Genomic DNA, 17,881 nt, shown 5'->3' on the forward strand with positions numbered 1-17,881 from the left:
GGCTGGCAGTGCCCGCAGCAGTAGGCTGGTGGCGTGGACCCTAACCCCAGCCCCTTCCCTGATTCCGGCATTGCACCCTCCAGCCAGGCCGGTGGAGAACCCGCAGGGGATGCAGCGGTGGCGGCACCGGGCCAGGGGGCCGGGCGCATCGTGCTCGCCGCCACGCCGATCGGGAACGCCGGCGACGCCTCCGCCCGGCTGGTGGAACTGCTGGCGACGGCGGACATCGTTGCCGCTGAGGATACCCGCCGGCTGCACCGGCTCGTACAGAACCTCGGGGTCACGGTGGCAGGGCGGGTGATCAGTTACCACGAGCACAACGAGGCTGCCAAGACTGCCGAACTCCTCGACCAGGTCAGGGCTGGAAAAACGCTTGTTATGGTCACCGACGCGGGAATGCCGTCGGTATCCGATCCTGGCTTCCGGCTCGTGGAAGGTGCTGTGGCGGCCGGACTCACCGTCACCGCTGTTCCCGGGCCATCGGCAGTCCTGACGGCCCTGGCGCTGTCCGGCCTGCCTACCGACCGCTTCTGCTTCGAAGGGTTCCTGCCGCGGAAGGCCGGTGAAAGGGCCTCACGCCTGGCCGACCTCGCCGGGGAGCGGCGGACCATGGTGTTCTTCGAAGCGCCGCACCGCCTCGAAGCCATGCTGCGGGCCCTGCGGGAACGGTTCGGCCCTGAGCGGCGGGTCGCCGTCTGCCGCGAACTGACCAAAACCTATGAGGAAGTCATCCGCGGCTCCCTGGCCGAACTCCTGCAGTGGGCCGAAAGCTCTGAGGTGCGTGGTGAGATTGCGGTGGTGCTGGCAGGGGCACCCGAGCAGGCCGCCGGAACACCGGAGGACCACGTGGCTGCGGTCAACGAGCTGGTGGCGCAAGGCATCCGGCTCAAGGAAGCCGTTGCCGCTGTCGCGGAGGATGTCCGGGTGAGCAAGCGGGAGCTCTATTCAGCGGTTCTGGCTGCCCGCTGAGGCACCCCCGCTTGCCCGCGCTGAGGGCTGTGCAGGTGCACAGCCTTTCCCTCTTGAGGTAGTGCGTAAAGGCGTAGACCGGCCCGCTGCCCGGCAGTAGTCTGGCACTAATCAGCCCGTATCACAGCGGCCGTTCCGGCCACCTGCCCGCGGGCTGCAATAACCCTACTGACGAGGGAGTCATCGTGACTGTCACTGCACAGCCGGCCGTTTCCGCAGAACGCGAAAGCGCCCTTTTGGCCTCTGTTCCCACCGGCCTGCTTATCAATGGTGAGTGGCGGGCCGCCGCTTCCGGCAAGACGTTCGACGTCGAAGATCCGGCCACGGGCAAGGTGCTGCTGACCATTGCCGACGCCGGTCCCGAAGATGGTGCCGCCGCCCTGGATGCCGCCGCTGCCGCACAGGAGTCCTGGGCGAAGGTCCCGCCGCGGGAGCGCGGCGAAATCCTGCGCCGCGCCTTTGACCTGGTCACCGAACGCGCCGAGGATTTTGCGCTGCTGATGACCATGGAAATGGGCAAGCCCCTGGCCGAAGCCAGGGGAGAAGTGACCTACGGTGCCGAGTTCCTGCGCTGGTTCTCCGAAGAAGCCGTCCGTGCCTTCGGCCGCTACTCCGTCTCCCCGGACGGCAAGTCCCGGCTGCTGGTGACCAAGAAGCCGGTGGGCCCGTGCCTGCTGATCACGCCGTGGAACTTCCCGCTGGCCATGGCCACCCGTAAGATCGCCCCGGCCGTCGCCGCCGGCTGCACCATGGTGCTGAAGTCCGCGAACCTCACGCCGTTGACCTCCCAGCTGTTCGCCGCCGTGATGATGGAAGCCGGCCTGCCCGCCGGCGTCCTGAACGTCATCCCCACCTCCACAGCCGGCGCCACCACCGGACCGCTGATCAAGGACTCCCGGCTGCGCAAGCTCTCCTTCACCGGCTCCACAGAAGTGGGCCGCCGCCTGCTCTCCGACGCCTCCGAAACCGTGCTGCGCACCTCCATGGAACTCGGCGGCAACGCCCCGTTCGTCGTCTTCGAGGACGCCGACCTGGACGCCGCCGTCGCCGGCGCCATGCTCGCCAAGCTGCGGAACATGGGCGAGGCCTGCACCGCGGCCAACCGCTTCATCGTCCACGAATCCGTCGCTGCCGAATTCGCGGAGAAGTTCGCCGCGAAAATGCGCGAAATGACCACCGCCCGCGGCACCGAACCGGAGTCCAAGGTGGGCCCGCTGATCGATGCCAAGAGCCGGGACAAGGTCCACGAACTGGTGTCCGACGCCGTTGCCTCCGGCGCCACAGCGGTTGTGGGCGGCGGACCGGTGGAGGGCCCGGGCTACTTCTACCAGCCCACCATCCTCTCCGGCGTCACCGAAGGCACCCGGATCCTGTCCGAGGAGATCTTCGGCCCCGTCGCCCCGATCACCACCTTCAGCAGCGAAGACGACGCGGTACGGCTGGCCAACAACACCGAATACGGCCTGGTGGCGTACGTCTTCACGAAGGACCTGAATCGCGGCATCCGGATGGGTGAAAAACTCGAAACCGGCATGCTGGGCCTGAACGCCGGCGTCATCTCCAACGCCGCGGCGCCGTTCGGCGGCGTCAAGCAGTCCGGCCTGGGCCGCGAAGGCGGCCTCGAGGGCATCGAGGAATACCTCTACACCCAGTACATCGGCATCGCCGACCCCTACGCCGGGTAGGCTACCCGGCGGGCGAAAGCCGCTGCCTGCCCTGGCGTGCGAACCGCTGGATCCGGAGGGCCTGTATCAGGAATCTCCGGACCAGCGCGCAGACCAGGTGCGGGCGGCGGCTTTCGCCGCCTTGCCGACGGCAACCCCGGCAGCCCGGAATGGCACAGCCAGCAGCCGTCCAAACCGTCCAACAACCGACGCCGGCAGCCAAGCTGCGTGGAGCCGGCGCAGCGTGGGGGAGTTGGCCCGGAATGCTGATTCAAGAGCCGCGATGCGGGCAGCGGTGATTTCGCTGCTCCGGGACGCCTTCCGCGCAGTTTCTGGCTGGTCTGCTTCAGGCTCCCCGCCCAACGGCGGCCCGTATTTCTGGCGTTCGAATTCGGCGGTCAACGCGGCCGCTGCCTGGTGGGCGGCCTCGTCCATTCCGCCCGGTTCGCCCAGCAGTTGGGAGCCGCGCAGCCTGGCCGAGTACGCCCGGGGAGTCTCGCTCGGCTGGGGCGGCAGGCCGTAGTCGGTCCCCAGGTCCACCATTTCGCTCCACGCCAACGGCACGGCAGCGGCGGGATCGGCTGTCCTGAGCCGCCGTGCCCGGATGCCTGCCCGGATCAGCCGGGGGCTTGCGGCAAGCAGCGCAGCCCCCAACAGCGCTCCGATACCTGTCAGCCACGGAAGGAGTTGGCTTCCGGTGTTCGTGATGACACCCGACTCCGGGCCGGGCAGCGGAGCGGCGCTCGGCGCTGGTGCCGGAGCAGGTGTGGCTCCCGGGACTAAATCGTCACCATTGTCCAACGCGTTGGGGGCCGAAGAGGCGGAGGTCTCGGTGGCGTAGTCCGGCACCACGCCGCGGGACGGTGTGGGCTCGAACGGGACCCAGCCCAGCCCCTGGAAGTAGAGCTCCGGCCACGCGTGGGCATCCCTGGCGTCCACCTCGTATTCAGGCAGTGCACCCTGGCCGGCCACGGATACGGTGGCGCCCGTCAGCCTGCCCGGCGCGTAGCCCACTGCGATCCGGCTGGGGATTCCCTCGAGCCTGGCCATCACCGCCATGGCGGACGCGTAGTGGATGCAGTAGCCGCTCTTCTGGTTCAGGAAGTCCGCAAGGACCGAGAGCCCGTTTCCGTCATAGCCGCCCTGCACGGGGGACTGCAGCGAGTAGGTGAACTCCGCGGACCGCAGGTACTTCTGGATGGCCATCGCTTTGTCATAAGGCGTGGAACCGGAACCGGCGACCGTGTCCGCCGTGCTACGGACGATGTCCGGAATGTTTCCCGGAATCCGGGTGAAGTCATCCGCTATGCCCTGCACAGGTGCCGAAGACCTGGCCAGCAGCCCCGCTGTCACCTTCGGAACGGTGGACGTGACCAGGTACTCCTGCCGGCGTGAGGTGGTGTCGGTCCCCCTGATGCTCAAGGTGGCAGGATCCCAGGTCCACCGTCCTTCCAGGCCCCGCACGGATTCCGGTGCGTAGGGGACGGGCAGATAGGGGCTGGTGAATGTCCCGGCATCGATGGCCGTGACCAGCTGCTGCATGTCGGGCACCGCATACCCGGGGTCGATCTGGTTGCCCAGCGGGCGGCGGGAAGCGTTGCGGTCATCGGGGCCCCAGGAGTCGCCGTCGAAATTGTCCACGGTGACAGAGCGCAGGTACAGCGGGGCAGGGGAGTTGGTGGCATAGGTGATGCGGCCGCTCCCGGCAGGTGTCCGCAGGCTGTTGCCCAGCGTGATCATAGGATTCAGGCCGGTGGACTGCCCCCATGGATTAATCCGCGAGCCTTGGGGGAAGGTGCCCTGGTCGAATCCCGGAATGGCCAGCGGCAGAACCAGGGTGGCGGCCACCGCCACCGCCCCGGTCAGGACTGCCCGCCGGACCTGGCCGGGACTGCGCGCGGAATCGGCCGGTGTCCGCGCGTCCGGGACGTACCACTGGCTGCAGGCCAGGATCATCAGATACCCGGCCACAACGGCTGCAAATGCCCAGAAGCCAACGCTTTGGGGCTTGATCATTGCCGGCACCACCAGGATGGCCAGCAGCCCCACTCCGGTGGCGGCGGGCATGCCGAGTGGTACGGCCAGCGCGTCCACCAGGATGACGGCCAGGCCCAGGACCACGCAGATGACCATCACGATGCCCACGTTGGGTGCCACGGGGGCCGTTTCGGAGAGAACGGTTTCGCTGGCGCGGCGGATCAGCCGGTCAAGCTCGGACAGGCTGGCTCCGGTGGGAAGGATGCCGGCGAAACTGGAGCTGCGGAAGAACGTCAGCGTCAGGATGGCGGCCAGGGAAAGGAATCCGCCGGCGGTCACCAGCAGCGGTTGCGCCCTGAGCGAACGCAAGACCGCGAGCGTGAGGCTGACCACCAGCACGGTGGTGAGAACCGGCCAGTACCAGGCCCAGCCCCGCAGCACTCCGTTCAGCGACACAGCCGCGCCTGCCACCGCGAACGCAATGGACCCCGCCATCACCCACGGATAAGCGCCTACCCGGGGGCGTCCCGGCGTTCCTGCCGGCGCCGGTTCTTGCCGGTCAGTCCCGGGCTTCCTTGCAGGTGCAATGGTCATCGGGCCACCCCCGCTCCACGCCGGACCTCCGCCGCCGGTGGTTCCGGCACGGCAGGATCCTGGTCGAACTGGTTCCAGGCCGCCGCCACGGATACGCTGGGCGCCACGGCCGCCGCCCGCCAGCCTCCCTGCCGGAGCTTTTCAAGGGCATCCTCGAACTCCGCCGGCCGCTCCGCCACCAGGATGGCAAAGGCGTTGGTGCCGTAGCCTGCGGCGGGCGCAAGGGACAGCGCCTCCAGTGCCGAGATCCTGCCCAGGACGGCAATCACCGGGCCCCGCATGCGGTGGGCGGAGAGCTTGTCCATGAGGTTGTCATCAAAAGGCGGGGGGCCTGCCTCCTGGCCGTGGGATTCCCTGGCGCCAAAGAAGTCCCCGCGGCCAGCCCCGCCGTGCAGGTGGTGGGGTCCGGTGAGCTGGATTGCGGCGAGGCTCTCGGCGATGGACTGGAGCCCGGAGGCTCCGGTGTACTCCTCCAGCTCGGGTTCCGGAGCGGAGGGCGAACGCAGGAAAGCCGGTTCCCCGCGCGCATCCAGAAGCCGCAGTGCGTAATTGCGTTCGGAAAGGTGGGCACTGATGGACATCGCGGCTACCACCGCCCACTCGAAGGTATCGCTGCTGATCATGGTGTGGCCGTCCTGGGCCGCGTTTCCTGCCGGGGCGGCGCCGGAGCTGCCGGAGAACGCCCCGAACCGGTGATCCAGGATGATGGTGGCCTCAGGCGTGGTGACGGATTCCTCCTGCCGCACCATCAGCTCGCCGTGGCGCGCGGTGGCAGCCCAGTGGACACGGCGCATCGGATCCCCGTGCCGGTATTCGCGGGTCATCACGTCGTCATCGCTGGGGTTGGCCCGGATCCTCGTGGCAGTAACGCCGTCGTTGCCCCGTGCCCCGGCCAACCCGGTCAACGGAAGGACGACGGCGGCAGGCGTCACGGTGAGGGTGTCGCCGTCGTCAATGGCCTGCCTGTGCAGCGACAAGCCGAACGGATCGGTGAACTCCGCTGTGACTGGCCCGATCAGGAACTGGCCGCGCTGGGCGGAGCGCAGGTGGTACTCATACCTGCTGGTGCCGCCGGTGGCGGAACGCGAAGGGAAGCGGAAGGCCGGTGACTCGCCGAACCTGGCCGGCAGCCGTTCCTCCATGGTGGCGCGGCCGCTGGCCGACCCCGTCCGGGCCACCGCCAGCCTGACCGTGGTGGGTGAAGACGTCTCTACGGGCGAGGGGTTGAACTCGCGGTACACCTGGAACCGTGGTTTCACGAGCCGGATCCCGGCGAGGGAAACCAGCGGGAGGACAAAGAGGAGTACAGCAAGGCTTAACAGGTCCCTGCGGCCCATGACCTGGGCCGCGGCAAGCGCTGCTGCCCCCGCAGCCAGCATTCCCCAGCCGCGTTGCGTGAAGAGGTGTCGGGGCAGTCGGTCCAGCAGCGCCATGGAAATCCGCCTAGTGGTTCCTGCTTAAACCTGCCACCGGAGCGTTCCGGCCGGCGGGCGCGGAAGCCCTTGCCCCGGTATCCGCCGGCTTCTGCGCCACCGGCAGCCGGGACAGGATGCCGCGCAGGACGCTGTGCGCGGTTTCCCCGGCACCCGCCGCTTTCCGGTCCAGGATGATCCGGTGTGCCAGGACAGCCTCGGCGACGTCCACAACGTCATCCGGCAGGACAAAGTCGCGGCCGTCCAGAGCCGCAGTGGCCTTCGCCGCGCGCAGCAGCTGCAACATGGACCGGGGGCTGGCCCCGAGGCGAAGCAGCGGGCTTTCCCGGGTGGCGCGGCCCACGGACACCGTATATTCCTTGACAGCCTGCGAGACGTAGACCTGCTGGACCGTGGCGATCATGGCGGCCACCTCGGCGGTGGTCACCACCGGGGACACCTTGGCCAGCGGTGACGCCGACTGGTGGGTCTCCAGCATCTCGATCTCGGATTCCTTGTCCGGGTATCCCATGGAGATCCGGGCCATGAAGCGGTCCCGCTGTGCCTCCGGCAAGGGATAGGTGCCCTCCATTTCGATGGGATTCTGCGTTGCCACCACCATGAACGGCTCGTCCAGGCGGTAGGACTTGCCGTCCACCGTCACCTGGTGCTCCTCCATGCACTCCAGCAGGGCGGACTGGGTCTTCGCTGACGCCCGGTTGATCTCGTCGCCGATGACAATGTTGGCGAAGACCGCCCCGGGCCGGAATTCGAAAAGCCGGGAGGACTGGTTGTAGATGGACACACCCGTAACGTCGGAGGGAAGCAGGTCCGGGGTGAACTGGATCCGGTTCACCGTGCAGTCGATGGTCCGGGCGAGCGTTTTTGCCAGGAGCGTCTTGCCCACCCCGGGTACATCCTCCAGCAGCAGGTGGCCCTGGGCGAGCAGCACCGTCAATGCGAGCTTCGCGGCATCCGATTTCCCGTCGATGACCGTATTGACGGTGGTCAGGATCCGGTGGCTTGCCTCGTGGAAGGACGTGGCATCCATGGCAGCTGACCGGTGGCCGTTCAGGTGGCTTACGGGCTCTGCGATTCCTGCGAGATTGCGGTTCGCAGCGCTCACATCGTTGGCAGTGCGTCGGTGGGATTCCATCGGCAACCTTTCAGCCCGGGGTTCACCTGGACGGGACAGCTGGCCCTGCCTTCGCCCGTCGGTGGGCGTCCGCATGTGTTCGTACCAGACTACTAACACAACTGCCACCACAGACAGAGAGTTCCAACAAATATGGGGCTGCACTGTCGGTTTAGGCTTGATGGATGTGCAATCCCCTGATCCCCGCCGCGTACCGTGCTCCAGCTGCCGGTGATGCGCCGGAATCCGAACGCTCCAGGCAGCGGGAGTTTCCTCCGGCTCCTGAGCCCTTGCCGGTGCCCGTTATGGACAACCACACCCACCTCGACTTCCCGGACGGAGAGGCGCCGGTGGGGATCAAGGAAGCCCTTGACGCTGCTGCGGCGGTAGGCGTCCAGGGTGCCGTGCAGGTGGGCTGCGACCTGGAATCATCCCGGTTCACGGTGCAGGCGGTTGACCTGGATGAACGGCTGCTGGGGGCAGTGGCGCTCCACCCCAACGATGCGCCGCGTTATGCCGCGCGGGGCCAGCTGGAAGAGGCGCTGGCAGAGATCGAGCAACTGGCTGCCCACCCCCGGATCCGTGCCATCGGCGAAACCGGCCTTGATTTCTTCCGGACCGAGGGAGGGGGCCTGGCCCACCAGCGCTACTCCTTCCGCCGCCACATCGACATCGCCAAGCGGCTGGACCTGACACTGCAGATCCATGACCGCGACGCCCACAGCGACGTGGTGCAGGTGCTCAAGGAAGAAGGCGCCCCCGAACGGGTGGTTTTCCATTGCTTCTCAGGCGACGAGGAACTGGCCGCGATCTGCAACCGTGAAGGCTGGTGGATGTCCTTCGCCGGGACGCTAACGTTCAAGAACGCGGCGAACCTCCGGGCCGCGCTCGCCGCAGCCGACCCGGCACTCCTGCTGGTGGAAACGGATGCTCCTTTCCTGACCCCGCATCCCCACCGGGGGAGGCCCAACGCCAGCTACATGGTCCCCTATACCGTGCGGGCCATGGCGGAATTGACAAGCCGGGACCTCGCCGGGCTGTGTGCCGGCATCAGCGAAAACACCGTGCGCGCCTACGGAAAATGGGATTAAGAACACGTTCCCTGGCCTGCAGCAGGCAAATACCTGGTATGCAAATTTCTTGGCGGCTTTATAACGCTACGGTTACAGTGGAAAACTATTAGCCGGGGTCGGGGAAGGCCACCGGATAAGTTCACTTCTTCCGCAGCGGATATGCCAGGGCTTGACCCGGCTTGCCCGCAGGCAGGAGTGTGGCGGCGCGACGGTGCCCGGACTACCCCTCCTCGAGGTGGTGCCCGGGCATTTTATTGCGCTCTCCCCGTGCCCGGACGGAGCTAAAGTTACGGGCAATCGTGGTCAAGTTCTTCACAACGGACGGCAAGTTCAGCTTTTTCAAGGTTGGAACCCAGCTGCTGGTGCTGTGCGCACTGGTGGTGGGACTCGTAGCCTTCGTGGGCAATAACAAAACCATCACGCTCAACGTTGATGGCAAGGTAACTTCCGTTCAAACCTTCGGTGGAACAGTGGGGCAGGTCGTTAAGAGCGCCAACCTCGAACTGAAGCCGGCGGACCGGGTTTCCCCGGCCATCGACGCCACCGTCCAGAACGGCACGGTCATCAACGTGAACCAGGCCAAGGAAGTTAAAGTCAGCCTGGACGGCTCCGAAAAAACGGTGAACACCACCGCCCAGGATGTTGAAGGACTGGTCACCGAACTTGGAGTCGCAAGCGCGTCGTCCGTCTCGGTTCCCAAGGACGCACAGCTTTCAGTCGCTGGATCGTTCGTTTCCATCTCCACCCCCAAGTCCGTGAGCATCGTCGCCGACGGCAAGGTCCACGCAGCCACCACCACTGCCGCCACCGTGGGCAAGGTCCTGGAGGATGCCGGCCTGACCCTTGGGGCCAACGACCGCTCCTCCCAGCCCGCCAACGCCCACGTGGTCAACAACATGGTGGTCAAGGTCTCCCGAGTGGACGTTGGACAGACCGCAGTGACCACTGAGGACGTCCCCTTCAAGACCGAAACGGTGGAAAGTGCCGAGCTTTTGAAGGGCGAAAAGGAAGTCACCCAGGCCGGTGCCGCCGGCAAGCTGGAGAAGACCTTCAAGCTGGTGCTCGTTGATGGCCGCGAGGCATCCCGCACCCTGGTGACTGAGTCGGTCACCGCGCAGCCCGTCACCGAGAAGATCACCGTGGGTACCAAGGCCAAGCCTGTGGCCCAGGCCGCCCCGGCACCCGCAGCCAGTGCCAGTGCCGGTGCCAACACCGGTGCAGCCGCTCCCGCCATGATGAACGAAGCCATGTGGGACAAGATCGCCCAGTGTGAATCAGGCGGCAACTGGTCCATCAACAGCGGCAACGGCTACTATGGCGGCCTTCAGTTCGACATCCGGACCTGGATCGGCTCGGGCGGCGGCGCGTACGCCCCCAACGCCAGCCTCGCCAGCAAGGCACAGCAGATCGACATCGCCAACCGGGTCTACGCGCAGCGCGGCCTCCAGCCCTGGGGCTGCGGCTGGGCGGCAAGCCGCTGACGCGCGGCACAACTGAAGCCCCACCGCATCGCGTCCGGGCCCGGATCTTCCGGGCCCGGCCGCGGCATTTATCCGCGGCTTTCTCCGGCAGGGTGGTCCCGGCACGCGGGATAGGATACCTAGGTGACTGAACCCATCCCCGCCGCGCCCGCACCGCTGTTTGGTGCCTCCGATATACGCCGGCTGGCGGAAGAGATCGGCATCCGCCCCACCAAGACCCTGGGCCAGAACTTCGTCATTGACGGCAACACCATCCGCAGGATCGTGACCGCCGCGGGCGTTGGGCCGGACGAAACAGTACTCGAAGTAGGGCCCGGCCTCGGGTCGCTGACCCTCGGCCTGCTGGACGCAGCAGCCGCCGTGGTGGCCGTGGAAATCGACCCTGTACTGGCTGCAAGGCTCCCCGAAACCGTCAAGGAATGGCGCCCTGCCGCCGTCGGAAACTTCCACCTGGTCCAGGCCGACGCCATGAAGGTCACAGAACTCCCCGTCCAGCCCACCGCGTTGGTGGCCAACCTCCCCTACAACGTGGCCGTGCCCGTTGTGCTGCACCTCCTGCAGCATTTCCCCAGCCTCCAGCACGGCCTGGTGATGGTGCAGGACGAAGTGGCTGACCGGCTGGCTGCCGTGCCGGGCTCCAAAATCTACGGAGTGCCGTCCGTGAAGGCTGCCTGGTACAGCCACATGCGCAAGGCCGGCGTGATCGGGATGAACGTGTTCTGGCCGGCCCCCAAGATCCATTCAGGACTGGTGTCCTTCACGCGGCACGAACCTCCGGCCACCAGCGCCACCCGGGAACAGGTCTTCGCGGTGATTGACGCCGCCTTCGCCCAGCGCCGCAAGACCCTGCGCGCCGCCCTTGCCGGTTGGGCCGGCAGTGCCCCGGAGGCTGAGCGCTGCCTTGTCGCCGCCGGCGTCGACCCCACGGCCCGTGGTGAAGTCATCGACATTTCCGCCTTCGCAAGGATCGCCGAAGCCCGTGAGGCCCGCGCGTGAACGCCCTTCCGGGACGCTTCGCGGCCAGGACCGTCAGGGCCAAGGCGCCGGGGAAGGTGAACGTCTCCCTGGGCGTCGGCCCGCTGCGGCCGGACGGCTATCATTCGGTGGCCAGCGTTTACCTCGCCGTGTCCCTGTATGAGGAAGTCGCGGCCACCAGTACCGAAACACCGGGGATCACCGTCAGCCTGAGCCCGGACAGCACACTGGACCTGGACGCCGTGGACATCCCCCTGGACGGGAACAACCTGGCCTTCAAGGCGGCGGCCATCATGGCGGACGTTTCCGAACGCCCAACGGGTGTCCACCTCGAGATCACCAAGCGCGTGCCCGTGGCAGGCGGCATGGGCGGCGGCTCAGCCGACGCCGCCGCAACCCTGCTGGCCTGCGACGCACTGTGGAACAGCGGCCTCTCGCGGGAGGAACTCGCCCATCTGGCTGCCGAGCTCGGTGCCGATGTCCCGTTCTCGCTGCTGGGCGGAACCGCCGTCGGCCTCGGGGTGGGCGACGAACTTTCCCCGGCGCTGGCCAAGGCGCAGACGGACTGGGTCCTGGTCACGGCGGATTACGGGCTCCCCACTCCAGAGGTCTACAGGACGCTGGACCGGCTGCGGGCGGCAGAGGGCATCGAAGGCGCCGAGCCCACCGGCGTTGACCCGCAGATCCTCACCGCCCTCCGCAGCGGGGACGCAGAAGCCCTCAGCCGCGTCCTGGTCAACGACCTCCAGCGGGCCGCGATCGAGTTGGCGCCCTCATTGCGCGATACGCTGGGAATCGGCGAATCACATGGTGCCGTGGCCGGGATCGTCTCCGGCTCGGGCCCCACCGTGGCGCTGTTGGCCGATGACCCCGTTGCCGCAGAGGGCCTGGCGGAGAACCTGCGGCGCTACGGCCTGACGGCCCTCGCCGTCCACGGCCCCGTTCCCGGCGCGCGCATCATCTCCGACACCGTCCTGTAGACCTACAGTTTCCAGCAGCAGAAAGCAGTTCCCTTTGGCACACCTTCTTGGCGGCGAGAACCTCACCGTCTCCTACGCCACCCGCACCGTCCTGGACGGCATCACCCTCGGGCTTGAAGAGGGTGACCGCATTGGCATGGTGGGACGGAACGGCGACGGAAAGTCCACCCTGATGCGCCTGCTGGCGCTGCGGTCCACCCCTGATTCCGGCCGCGTCACCAAACGCGGGGACGTCAACGTGGGGTACCTGGACCAAAGCGACGTGCTCGACGGCGACCTGACAGTCGGTGCCGCGATCGTGGGGGACCAGGCGGATTACGAATGGGCGCGGAACTCGCAGATCCGCGAGATCATGGGCGGGCTGGTGTCCGACGTCGACTGGCACGCCAACGTCCACGCCCTGTCCGGCGGTCAGAAGCGCCGTGTTGCACTGGCCAAGCTCCTGATTGAGGACCACGACGTCATCATGCTGGACGAGCCCACCAACCACCTGGACGTGGAAGGAGTTGCCTGGCTGTCCCGGCACCTGAAGACGCGCTGGCGGGCGAACCAAGGCGCTTTCCTGGTGGTTACCCACGACCGCTGGTTCCTGGACGAGGTCTGCAACAAAACCTGGGAAGTCCACGACGGCATCGTGGATCCCTTCGAGGGCGGCTACGCGGCGTACGTCCTGGCCCGCGCCGAGCGGGACCGCGCCGCTTCCGTGATGGAAAGCAAGCGCCAGCAGCTGGTCAAGAAGGAACTCGCGTGGCTGCGCCGGGGTGCCCCGGCACGGACCGCCAAGCCGAAGTTCCGGATTGAAGCGGCGAATGCCCTGATCGCCGATGTCCCGGAGCCCAGGGACTCCACCGCACTGAGCAAGATGGCCACCGCCCGCCTCGGCAAGGACGTGCTGGACCTGGAGAACGTCTCGCTGGACTTCCTCGGCGGCAACGAAGGGCAAAAACTCTTTGACAACATCACGCTGCGCCTCGCGCCCGGCGAGCGGCTGGGGCTGGTGGGTGTCAATGGTGCCGGCAAGACCACACTGCTGAAACTGCTCAACGGCCAGATCGAGCCGACGTCCGGCAAACTCAAGCGCGGCAAGACCGTGGTCACCGCCGTGCTGACCCAGGAGGTCAAGGAGCTCGACGACGTCTCCGACCTGCGGGTCATAGAAGTGATCGAGCGGGAGAAGCGATCCTTCAACGTGGGCGGCAAGGAGTTTTCGGCGGGCCAGCTCGTGGAGCAGCTTGGCTTCACCAACGAGAAGCAGTGGACCCCGGTCAAGGACCTCTCCGGCGGCGAGCGGCGGCGCCTCCAGCTGCTGCGGCTGCTGGTGGGGGAGCCCAACGTGCTGATGCTCGACGAGCCCACCAACGACCTTGACACGGACACCCTCGCAGCAGTGGAGGACGTCCTTGACGGATGGCCGGGAACACTTGTTGTGGTGAGCCACGACCGGTACCTCCTGGAGCGCGTCACCGACCACCAGATGGCCCTGCTTGGCGACGGCAAGATCCGCGCCCTGCCGCGCGGCGTGGACCAGTACCTGGAACTCCGGGAAGCCACCCTGGCTGGTTCCACCATCACCGGCGGCGGCAACCCCGTCACCGGCGCGAGCTCCGGTGCGGCGGCTGCAGCCCCCGCCGGGCCTTCCGAAGCACAAAAACGCGACGCCCGGAAAGCGCTGAACAGGATCGAGCGCCAGCTCAAGAAGCTGGAACAGCAGGAAAAGAAGCTCCACGACCAGATGGTGAAGAGCACGGAGCAGTCCGATTTCGACGCCCTCGCCGAACAAAACAAGGAGCTCAAGGACCTCGCCGACGAAAAGGACGCCCTCGAGCTCGAATGGCTTGAAGCCTCCGAAGTCCTGGGCCAATAGGCTGCTCAGCCCGGCATCACGGTCCACTCCGGAAGCCGCCAGTCGCCGCCGCCTGGCGACCGTTGTGGCCCCTATGGTCCGTGCCGGGCGGCCCCGTGTCGCGCGGCGGCCCGAACCCGTGGCAAAATAGGGACTTGTGCCCGGGGCTTGCGCCTTCGGCACGGTCCGCTCTGGTGTAACGGCAGCACCCCGGCCTTTGGAGCCGTGGAGTATAGGTTCGAATCCTATGGGCGGAACTGCTGTGCCAGAAGCGTTCAGTCAGCACGACAAATCGGTTGCCCCGCCGGCTGGAAGCCGGGCGGGCGCCGCAAGCGCCAGCATAACCAAGCAAGGAGAGCCCGTACGTGATCCCCGAGAACACCGGCCCGGCCGCAGTCATCGTCCTGGCGGCAGGCGCCGGTACCCGGATGAAATCGCGTACCCCCAAGATCCTGCATGAAATCGGCGGCAGGTCCATGGTGGGGCATGCGCTCCTGGCAGCACGGAGCATCAACCCCCGCCAGCTGGCCGTGGTGGTCCGCCACGAGCGCGACCTCGTGGCACGCCACCTCTCCGACGCTGATCCGGCCGCGCTGATCGTGGACCAGGACGATGTCCCCGGAACCGGCCGCGCTGTGGAGGTCGCCCTGCAGGCCCTCGACGCCGAGCAGAGCCTCACGGGAACTGTCGTGGTGACCTACGGCGATGTGCCGCTTCTTTCCGGCGACCTGCTGGCCGAGCTGGTGGCCACGCACGAACGCGAGGCCAACGCGGTCACGGTCCTCACCGCTGTCCTGGACGACGCCACCGGATATGGCCGGATCCTGCGCGCCGAAGACGGCACCGTCACCGGCATCCGCGAACACAAGGATGCCTCCGATGCCGAGCGCCTCATCCGCGAAGTCAACTCCGGCATCTACGCCTTCGACGCCGCCGTCCTCCGCAACGCGCTGGCCCACGTCACCACCGACAACTCGCAGGGCGAAAAGTACCTCACCGACGTGCTCGCACTGGCCCGTCAGGCAGGTGGCCGTGTGGCCGCCGTCGTCACCGCAGACCGGTGGCAGGTGGAAGGCGCGAACGACCGCGTCCAGCTCGCTGCCCTCGGCGCTGAACTGAACCGCCGCGTCGTGGAAGCCTGGATGCGGGCGGGCGTCACCGTGGTGGACCCGTCCACCACCTGGATCGATTCCTCCGTGACCCTCGAAGAGGACGTCCGGCTCCTGCCCAACACCCAGCTGCACGGTGCTACCAGCGTGGCACGGGACGCCGTCGTTGGCCCTGACACCACCCTGACCGACGTCACTGTCGGCGAAGGCGCGAAAGTGGTCCGCACCCATGGTTCCGGCGCGGTCATCGGCCCGGACGCCGCCGTCGGCCCCTTTACCTACCTGCGTCCCGGCACTGTCCTGGGCGAAAGCGGCAAGATCGGCGCGTTCTATGAGACCAAGAACGTCACCATCGGCCGCGGCTCCAAGCTGTCTCACCTTGGCTACGCCGGCGACGCCGAGATCGGCGAGGATACGAACATCGGCTGCGGCAATATCACTGCCAATTACGACGGCGAGAAGAAGCACCGCACGGTCATCGGCTCAGGCGTCCGGACCGGCTCCAATACTGTCTTTGTTGCCCCGGTCACCGTGGGGGACGGCGCCTACAGCGGCGCCGGCGCGGTGATCCGCAAGGACGTTCCGGCGGGCGCGCTGGCCCTGACGGTTGCTGCTCAGCGCAACACCGAGGGCTGGGTGCAGGCCAACCGGCCCGGCACCCGCTCCGCCGAACTGGCCCAGGCAGCCACCTCACATTCCTCAAGTACCCCGGCATCTACAGAAGAGGGCAAGTAATAATGAGCGAAATCACGGCGCGCGGCGAAAAGAAGCTGGTGCTGGCTACCGGCCGTGCCCACCCCGAGCTGGCCCGGGAGATCGCCAAGGAACTGGGCACTGAACTGCTGCCGGTGGATGCCTACGACTTCGCCAATGGTGAGATCTACGTGCGCGCAGGCGAGAGCGTCCGCGGAACCGACGCCTTCGTCATCCAGGCGCACCCCGCCCCGCTGAACAACTGGCTGATGGAACAGCTGATCATGATCGACTCGCTGAAGCGGGCCTCCGCCAAGCGCATCACTGTTGTTTCACCCTTCTACCCGTATGCGCGGCAGGACAAAAAGGGCCGCGGCCGCGAGCCCATCTCGGCCCGCCTGGTGGCAGACCTGTACAAGACCGCCGGTGCGGACCGCATCATGAGCGTTGACCTGCACACCTCGCAGATCCAGGGATTCTTCGACGGCCCCGTGGACCACCTGATGGCCATCCCGCTGCTTGCTGATTACATCCGGACCCGGGTGAACGCGGAGAACATCACGGTGGTCTCGCCGGACACCGGGCGTGTGCGCGTCGCGGAGCAGTGGGCGGAACGGCTGGGCGGCGCCCCGCTGGCCTTCGTGCACAAGAGCCGGGACCTGACCGTTCCCAACCAGGCCGTTTCCAAGACCGTGGTGGGCCAGATCGAAGGCCGCACCTGCGTGCTGATCGACGACATGATCGACACCGGCGGAACCATCTCCGGCGCAGTCAATGTGCTGAAGAACGCCGGAGCCAAGGACGTCATCATCGCGGCCACGCACGCAGTCTTCTCCGAGCCGGCCGCGCAGCGCCTCTCGGAGTCCGGTGCCCGTGAGGTAGTGGTCACCAACACCCTGCCGCTTGCCGCATCGCAGCGCTTCCCGCAGCTGACGGTGCTCTCGATCGCGCCGCTGATCGCCCGCGCCGTCCGTGAAGTGTTCGACGACGGCTCCGTCACCAGCCTCTTCGACGGCAAGGCCTGACCGGATTGCCGGTGGTTGAGCTTGCTCGAAACCCTGGTTTCGCAAGCCCAACCACCGGCGCCGGCCCGGACCCGATTCGGCCATCCGGTCCGGCGCTGGTAGACTCTTCAGCGATACCTTGGCGAGGGAGAACGCCGGTTGCCGCAGCCGCGGGAACCGGACTGCAGTCTCCGTTATCGACTGGGTCTGAATCTCCCTTCGAAGTGGGCCGCCTCCGGGCCGCCTGGCGTTGAAGGTCGCAACAGACCTCCGCCCTTGCTGAACACCGTTTAGTTTTCAAGGAGATCTCCATGTCTGAGCAGAAGCTCGCAGCAGAAGTACGCACCGAATTCGGCAAGGGCTACGCCCGCCGCGCCCGGATGAACAACCAGATCCCCGCCGTCATCTACGGCCACGGCGCAGAGCCCATCCACATCACCCTCCCGGCCAAGGCCACCACCCTGGCTGTCCGCACGGCCAACGCCCTGCTGTCCCTGGACATCAACGGTGAAGGCCACCTGGCCCTCGTGAAGGATGTCCAGCGCGACCCGATCAAGCAGATCATCGAGCACATCGACCTGCTGACCGTCCGCCAGGGCGAAAAGGTCACCGTTGACATCCCCGTCCACGTTGTTGGCGAAGTTGCCCCCGGCAACGCCTACAACCAGGAACTGACCGTCATCTCGCTCGAGGCTGAGGCAACCCACCTGCCCACCGCCGTCGAGGTTGACATCGAAGGCCGCACCGCCGGACAGCACATCCACGCTTCCGACCTGGTCCTGCCCAAGGGCGCCGTCCTGCTGGCCGACGCCGATGCACTCGTTGTGAACATCTCCGAGGCCACCGAGTCCGCCGAGGAAGGCGCCGAGGAATCTGCTGAAGGCGCTTCCGCGGCAGCAGCCGAGTAATTCCGCTGATGTGCAGTGGCCGGACCCCAAGGGTCCGGCCACTGTCGTCTCTGCCCACTTGCCG

13 protein-coding genes and 1 tRNA gene are annotated in these 17,881 nt (G+C 67.0%); 11 read left to right on the forward strand and 3 right to left on the reverse strand.

Translation table 11 applies throughout. The features are described 5' to 3' along the window. Positions 1-33: 33 nt before the first annotated feature. A complete protein-coding gene (gene rsmI, locus QRN11_RS06715; protein WP_142061809.1) occupies positions 34-969 on the forward strand; it encodes a 16S rRNA (cytidine(1402)-2'-O)-methyltransferase in 936 nt (311 codons plus the stop codon). Between the two features lie 185 nt (positions 970-1,154). Continuing rightward, positions 1,155-2,654: an NAD-dependent succinate-semialdehyde dehydrogenase gene (locus tag QRN11_RS06720; RefSeq protein ID WP_285250347.1), complete on the forward strand. Its 1,500-nt coding sequence runs from the start codon at positions 1,155-1,157 to the stop codon at positions 2,652-2,654. Between the two features lie 66 nt (positions 2,655-2,720). Here the strand turns inward: QRN11_RS06720 and QRN11_RS06725 are convergent, their stop codons facing one another. The 3 genes from QRN11_RS06725 to QRN11_RS06735 are packed head-to-tail and all read right to left on the reverse strand — an operon-like array spanning position 2,721 to position 7,772. After that, a complete protein-coding gene (locus tag QRN11_RS06725) occupies positions 2,721-5,204 on the reverse strand; it encodes a transglutaminase TgpA family protein (RefSeq protein ID WP_285250348.1) in 2,484 nt (827 codons plus the stop codon). Further along, positions 5,201-6,637: a DUF58 domain-containing protein gene (locus QRN11_RS06730; protein WP_285250349.1), complete on the reverse strand. Its 1,437-nt coding sequence runs from the start codon at positions 6,635-6,637 to the stop codon at positions 5,201-5,203. The genes QRN11_RS06725 and QRN11_RS06730 overlap by 4 nt, the downstream gene beginning before the upstream one ends. Before the next feature lie 10 nt (positions 6,638-6,647). Then, the gene (locus QRN11_RS06735; RefSeq protein ID WP_091418418.1) at positions 6,648-7,772 is read right to left on the reverse strand and encodes an AAA family ATPase; all 1,125 of its coding nucleotides are present in this window, start codon (positions 7,770-7,772) and stop codon (positions 6,648-6,650) included. A 164-nt stretch (positions 7,773-7,936) separates the two neighbouring features. On the opposite strand from QRN11_RS06735, the gene QRN11_RS06740 reads away from it, so the two are divergent. The 9 genes from QRN11_RS06740 (at position 7,937) to QRN11_RS06780 (ending at position 17,817) form a co-directional block, all read left to right on the forward strand. After that, positions 7,937-8,842, forward strand: a complete 906-nt coding sequence (locus QRN11_RS06740) for a TatD family hydrolase (RefSeq protein ID WP_285250350.1) — start codon at positions 7,937-7,939, stop codon at positions 8,840-8,842. Between the two features lie 281 nt (positions 8,843-9,123). Beyond that, positions 9,124-10,305, forward strand: coding sequence for a resuscitation-promoting factor (locus tag QRN11_RS06745; protein ID WP_285250351.1), 1,182 nt, complete (start codon positions 9,124-9,126; stop codon positions 10,303-10,305). Positions 10,306-10,428: 123 nt separating this feature from the next. After that, positions 10,429-11,301 (forward strand): 16S rRNA (adenine(1518)-N(6)/adenine(1519)-N(6))-dimethyltransferase RsmA, encoded by an 873-nt coding sequence (rsmA, locus tag QRN11_RS06750; RefSeq protein WP_285250352.1) that lies wholly within the window; start codon positions 10,429-10,431, stop codon positions 11,299-11,301. Continuing rightward, the gene (locus QRN11_RS06755) at positions 11,298-12,260 is read left to right on the forward strand and encodes a 4-(cytidine 5'-diphospho)-2-C-methyl-D-erythritol kinase (protein WP_142061831.1); all 963 of its coding nucleotides are present in this window, start codon (positions 11,298-11,300) and stop codon (positions 12,258-12,260) included. Before rsmA ends, QRN11_RS06755 begins: the two co-directional genes overlap by 4 nt. 34 nt (positions 12,261-12,294) lie before the next feature. Continuing rightward, positions 12,295-14,124 carry an ABC-F family ATP-binding cassette domain-containing protein gene (locus QRN11_RS06760; RefSeq protein ID WP_285250353.1) on the forward strand — a complete coding sequence of 610 codons (1,830 nt, stop codon included), beginning with the start codon at positions 12,295-12,297 and terminating at the stop codon, positions 14,122-14,124. A gap of 164 nt (positions 14,125-14,288) precedes the next feature. Then, a tRNA-Gln gene (locus QRN11_RS06765) sits at positions 14,289-14,360 on the forward strand. A 108-nt stretch (positions 14,361-14,468) separates the two neighbouring features. Next, the gene (gene glmU, locus QRN11_RS06770) at positions 14,469-15,947 is read left to right on the forward strand and encodes a bifunctional UDP-N-acetylglucosamine diphosphorylase/glucosamine-1-phosphate N-acetyltransferase GlmU (protein WP_285250354.1); all 1,479 of its coding nucleotides are present in this window, start codon (positions 14,469-14,471) and stop codon (positions 15,945-15,947) included. A gap of 2 nt (positions 15,948-15,949) precedes the next feature. Continuing rightward, positions 15,950-16,930, forward strand: a complete 981-nt coding sequence (locus QRN11_RS06775) for a ribose-phosphate diphosphokinase (RefSeq protein ID WP_285250355.1) — start codon at positions 15,950-15,952, stop codon at positions 16,928-16,930. A 290-nt stretch (positions 16,931-17,220) separates the two neighbouring features. Then, positions 17,221-17,817, forward strand: coding sequence for a 50S ribosomal protein L25/general stress protein Ctc (locus tag QRN11_RS06780; RefSeq protein ID WP_285250356.1), 597 nt, complete (start codon positions 17,221-17,223; stop codon positions 17,815-17,817). Positions 17,818-17,881: the final 64 nt, after the last annotated feature.

Source organism: Pseudarthrobacter sp. fls2-241-R2A-168 (assembly GCF_030209335.1).
Lineage (GTDB): Bacteria > Actinomycetota > Actinomycetes > Actinomycetales > Micrococcaceae > Arthrobacter.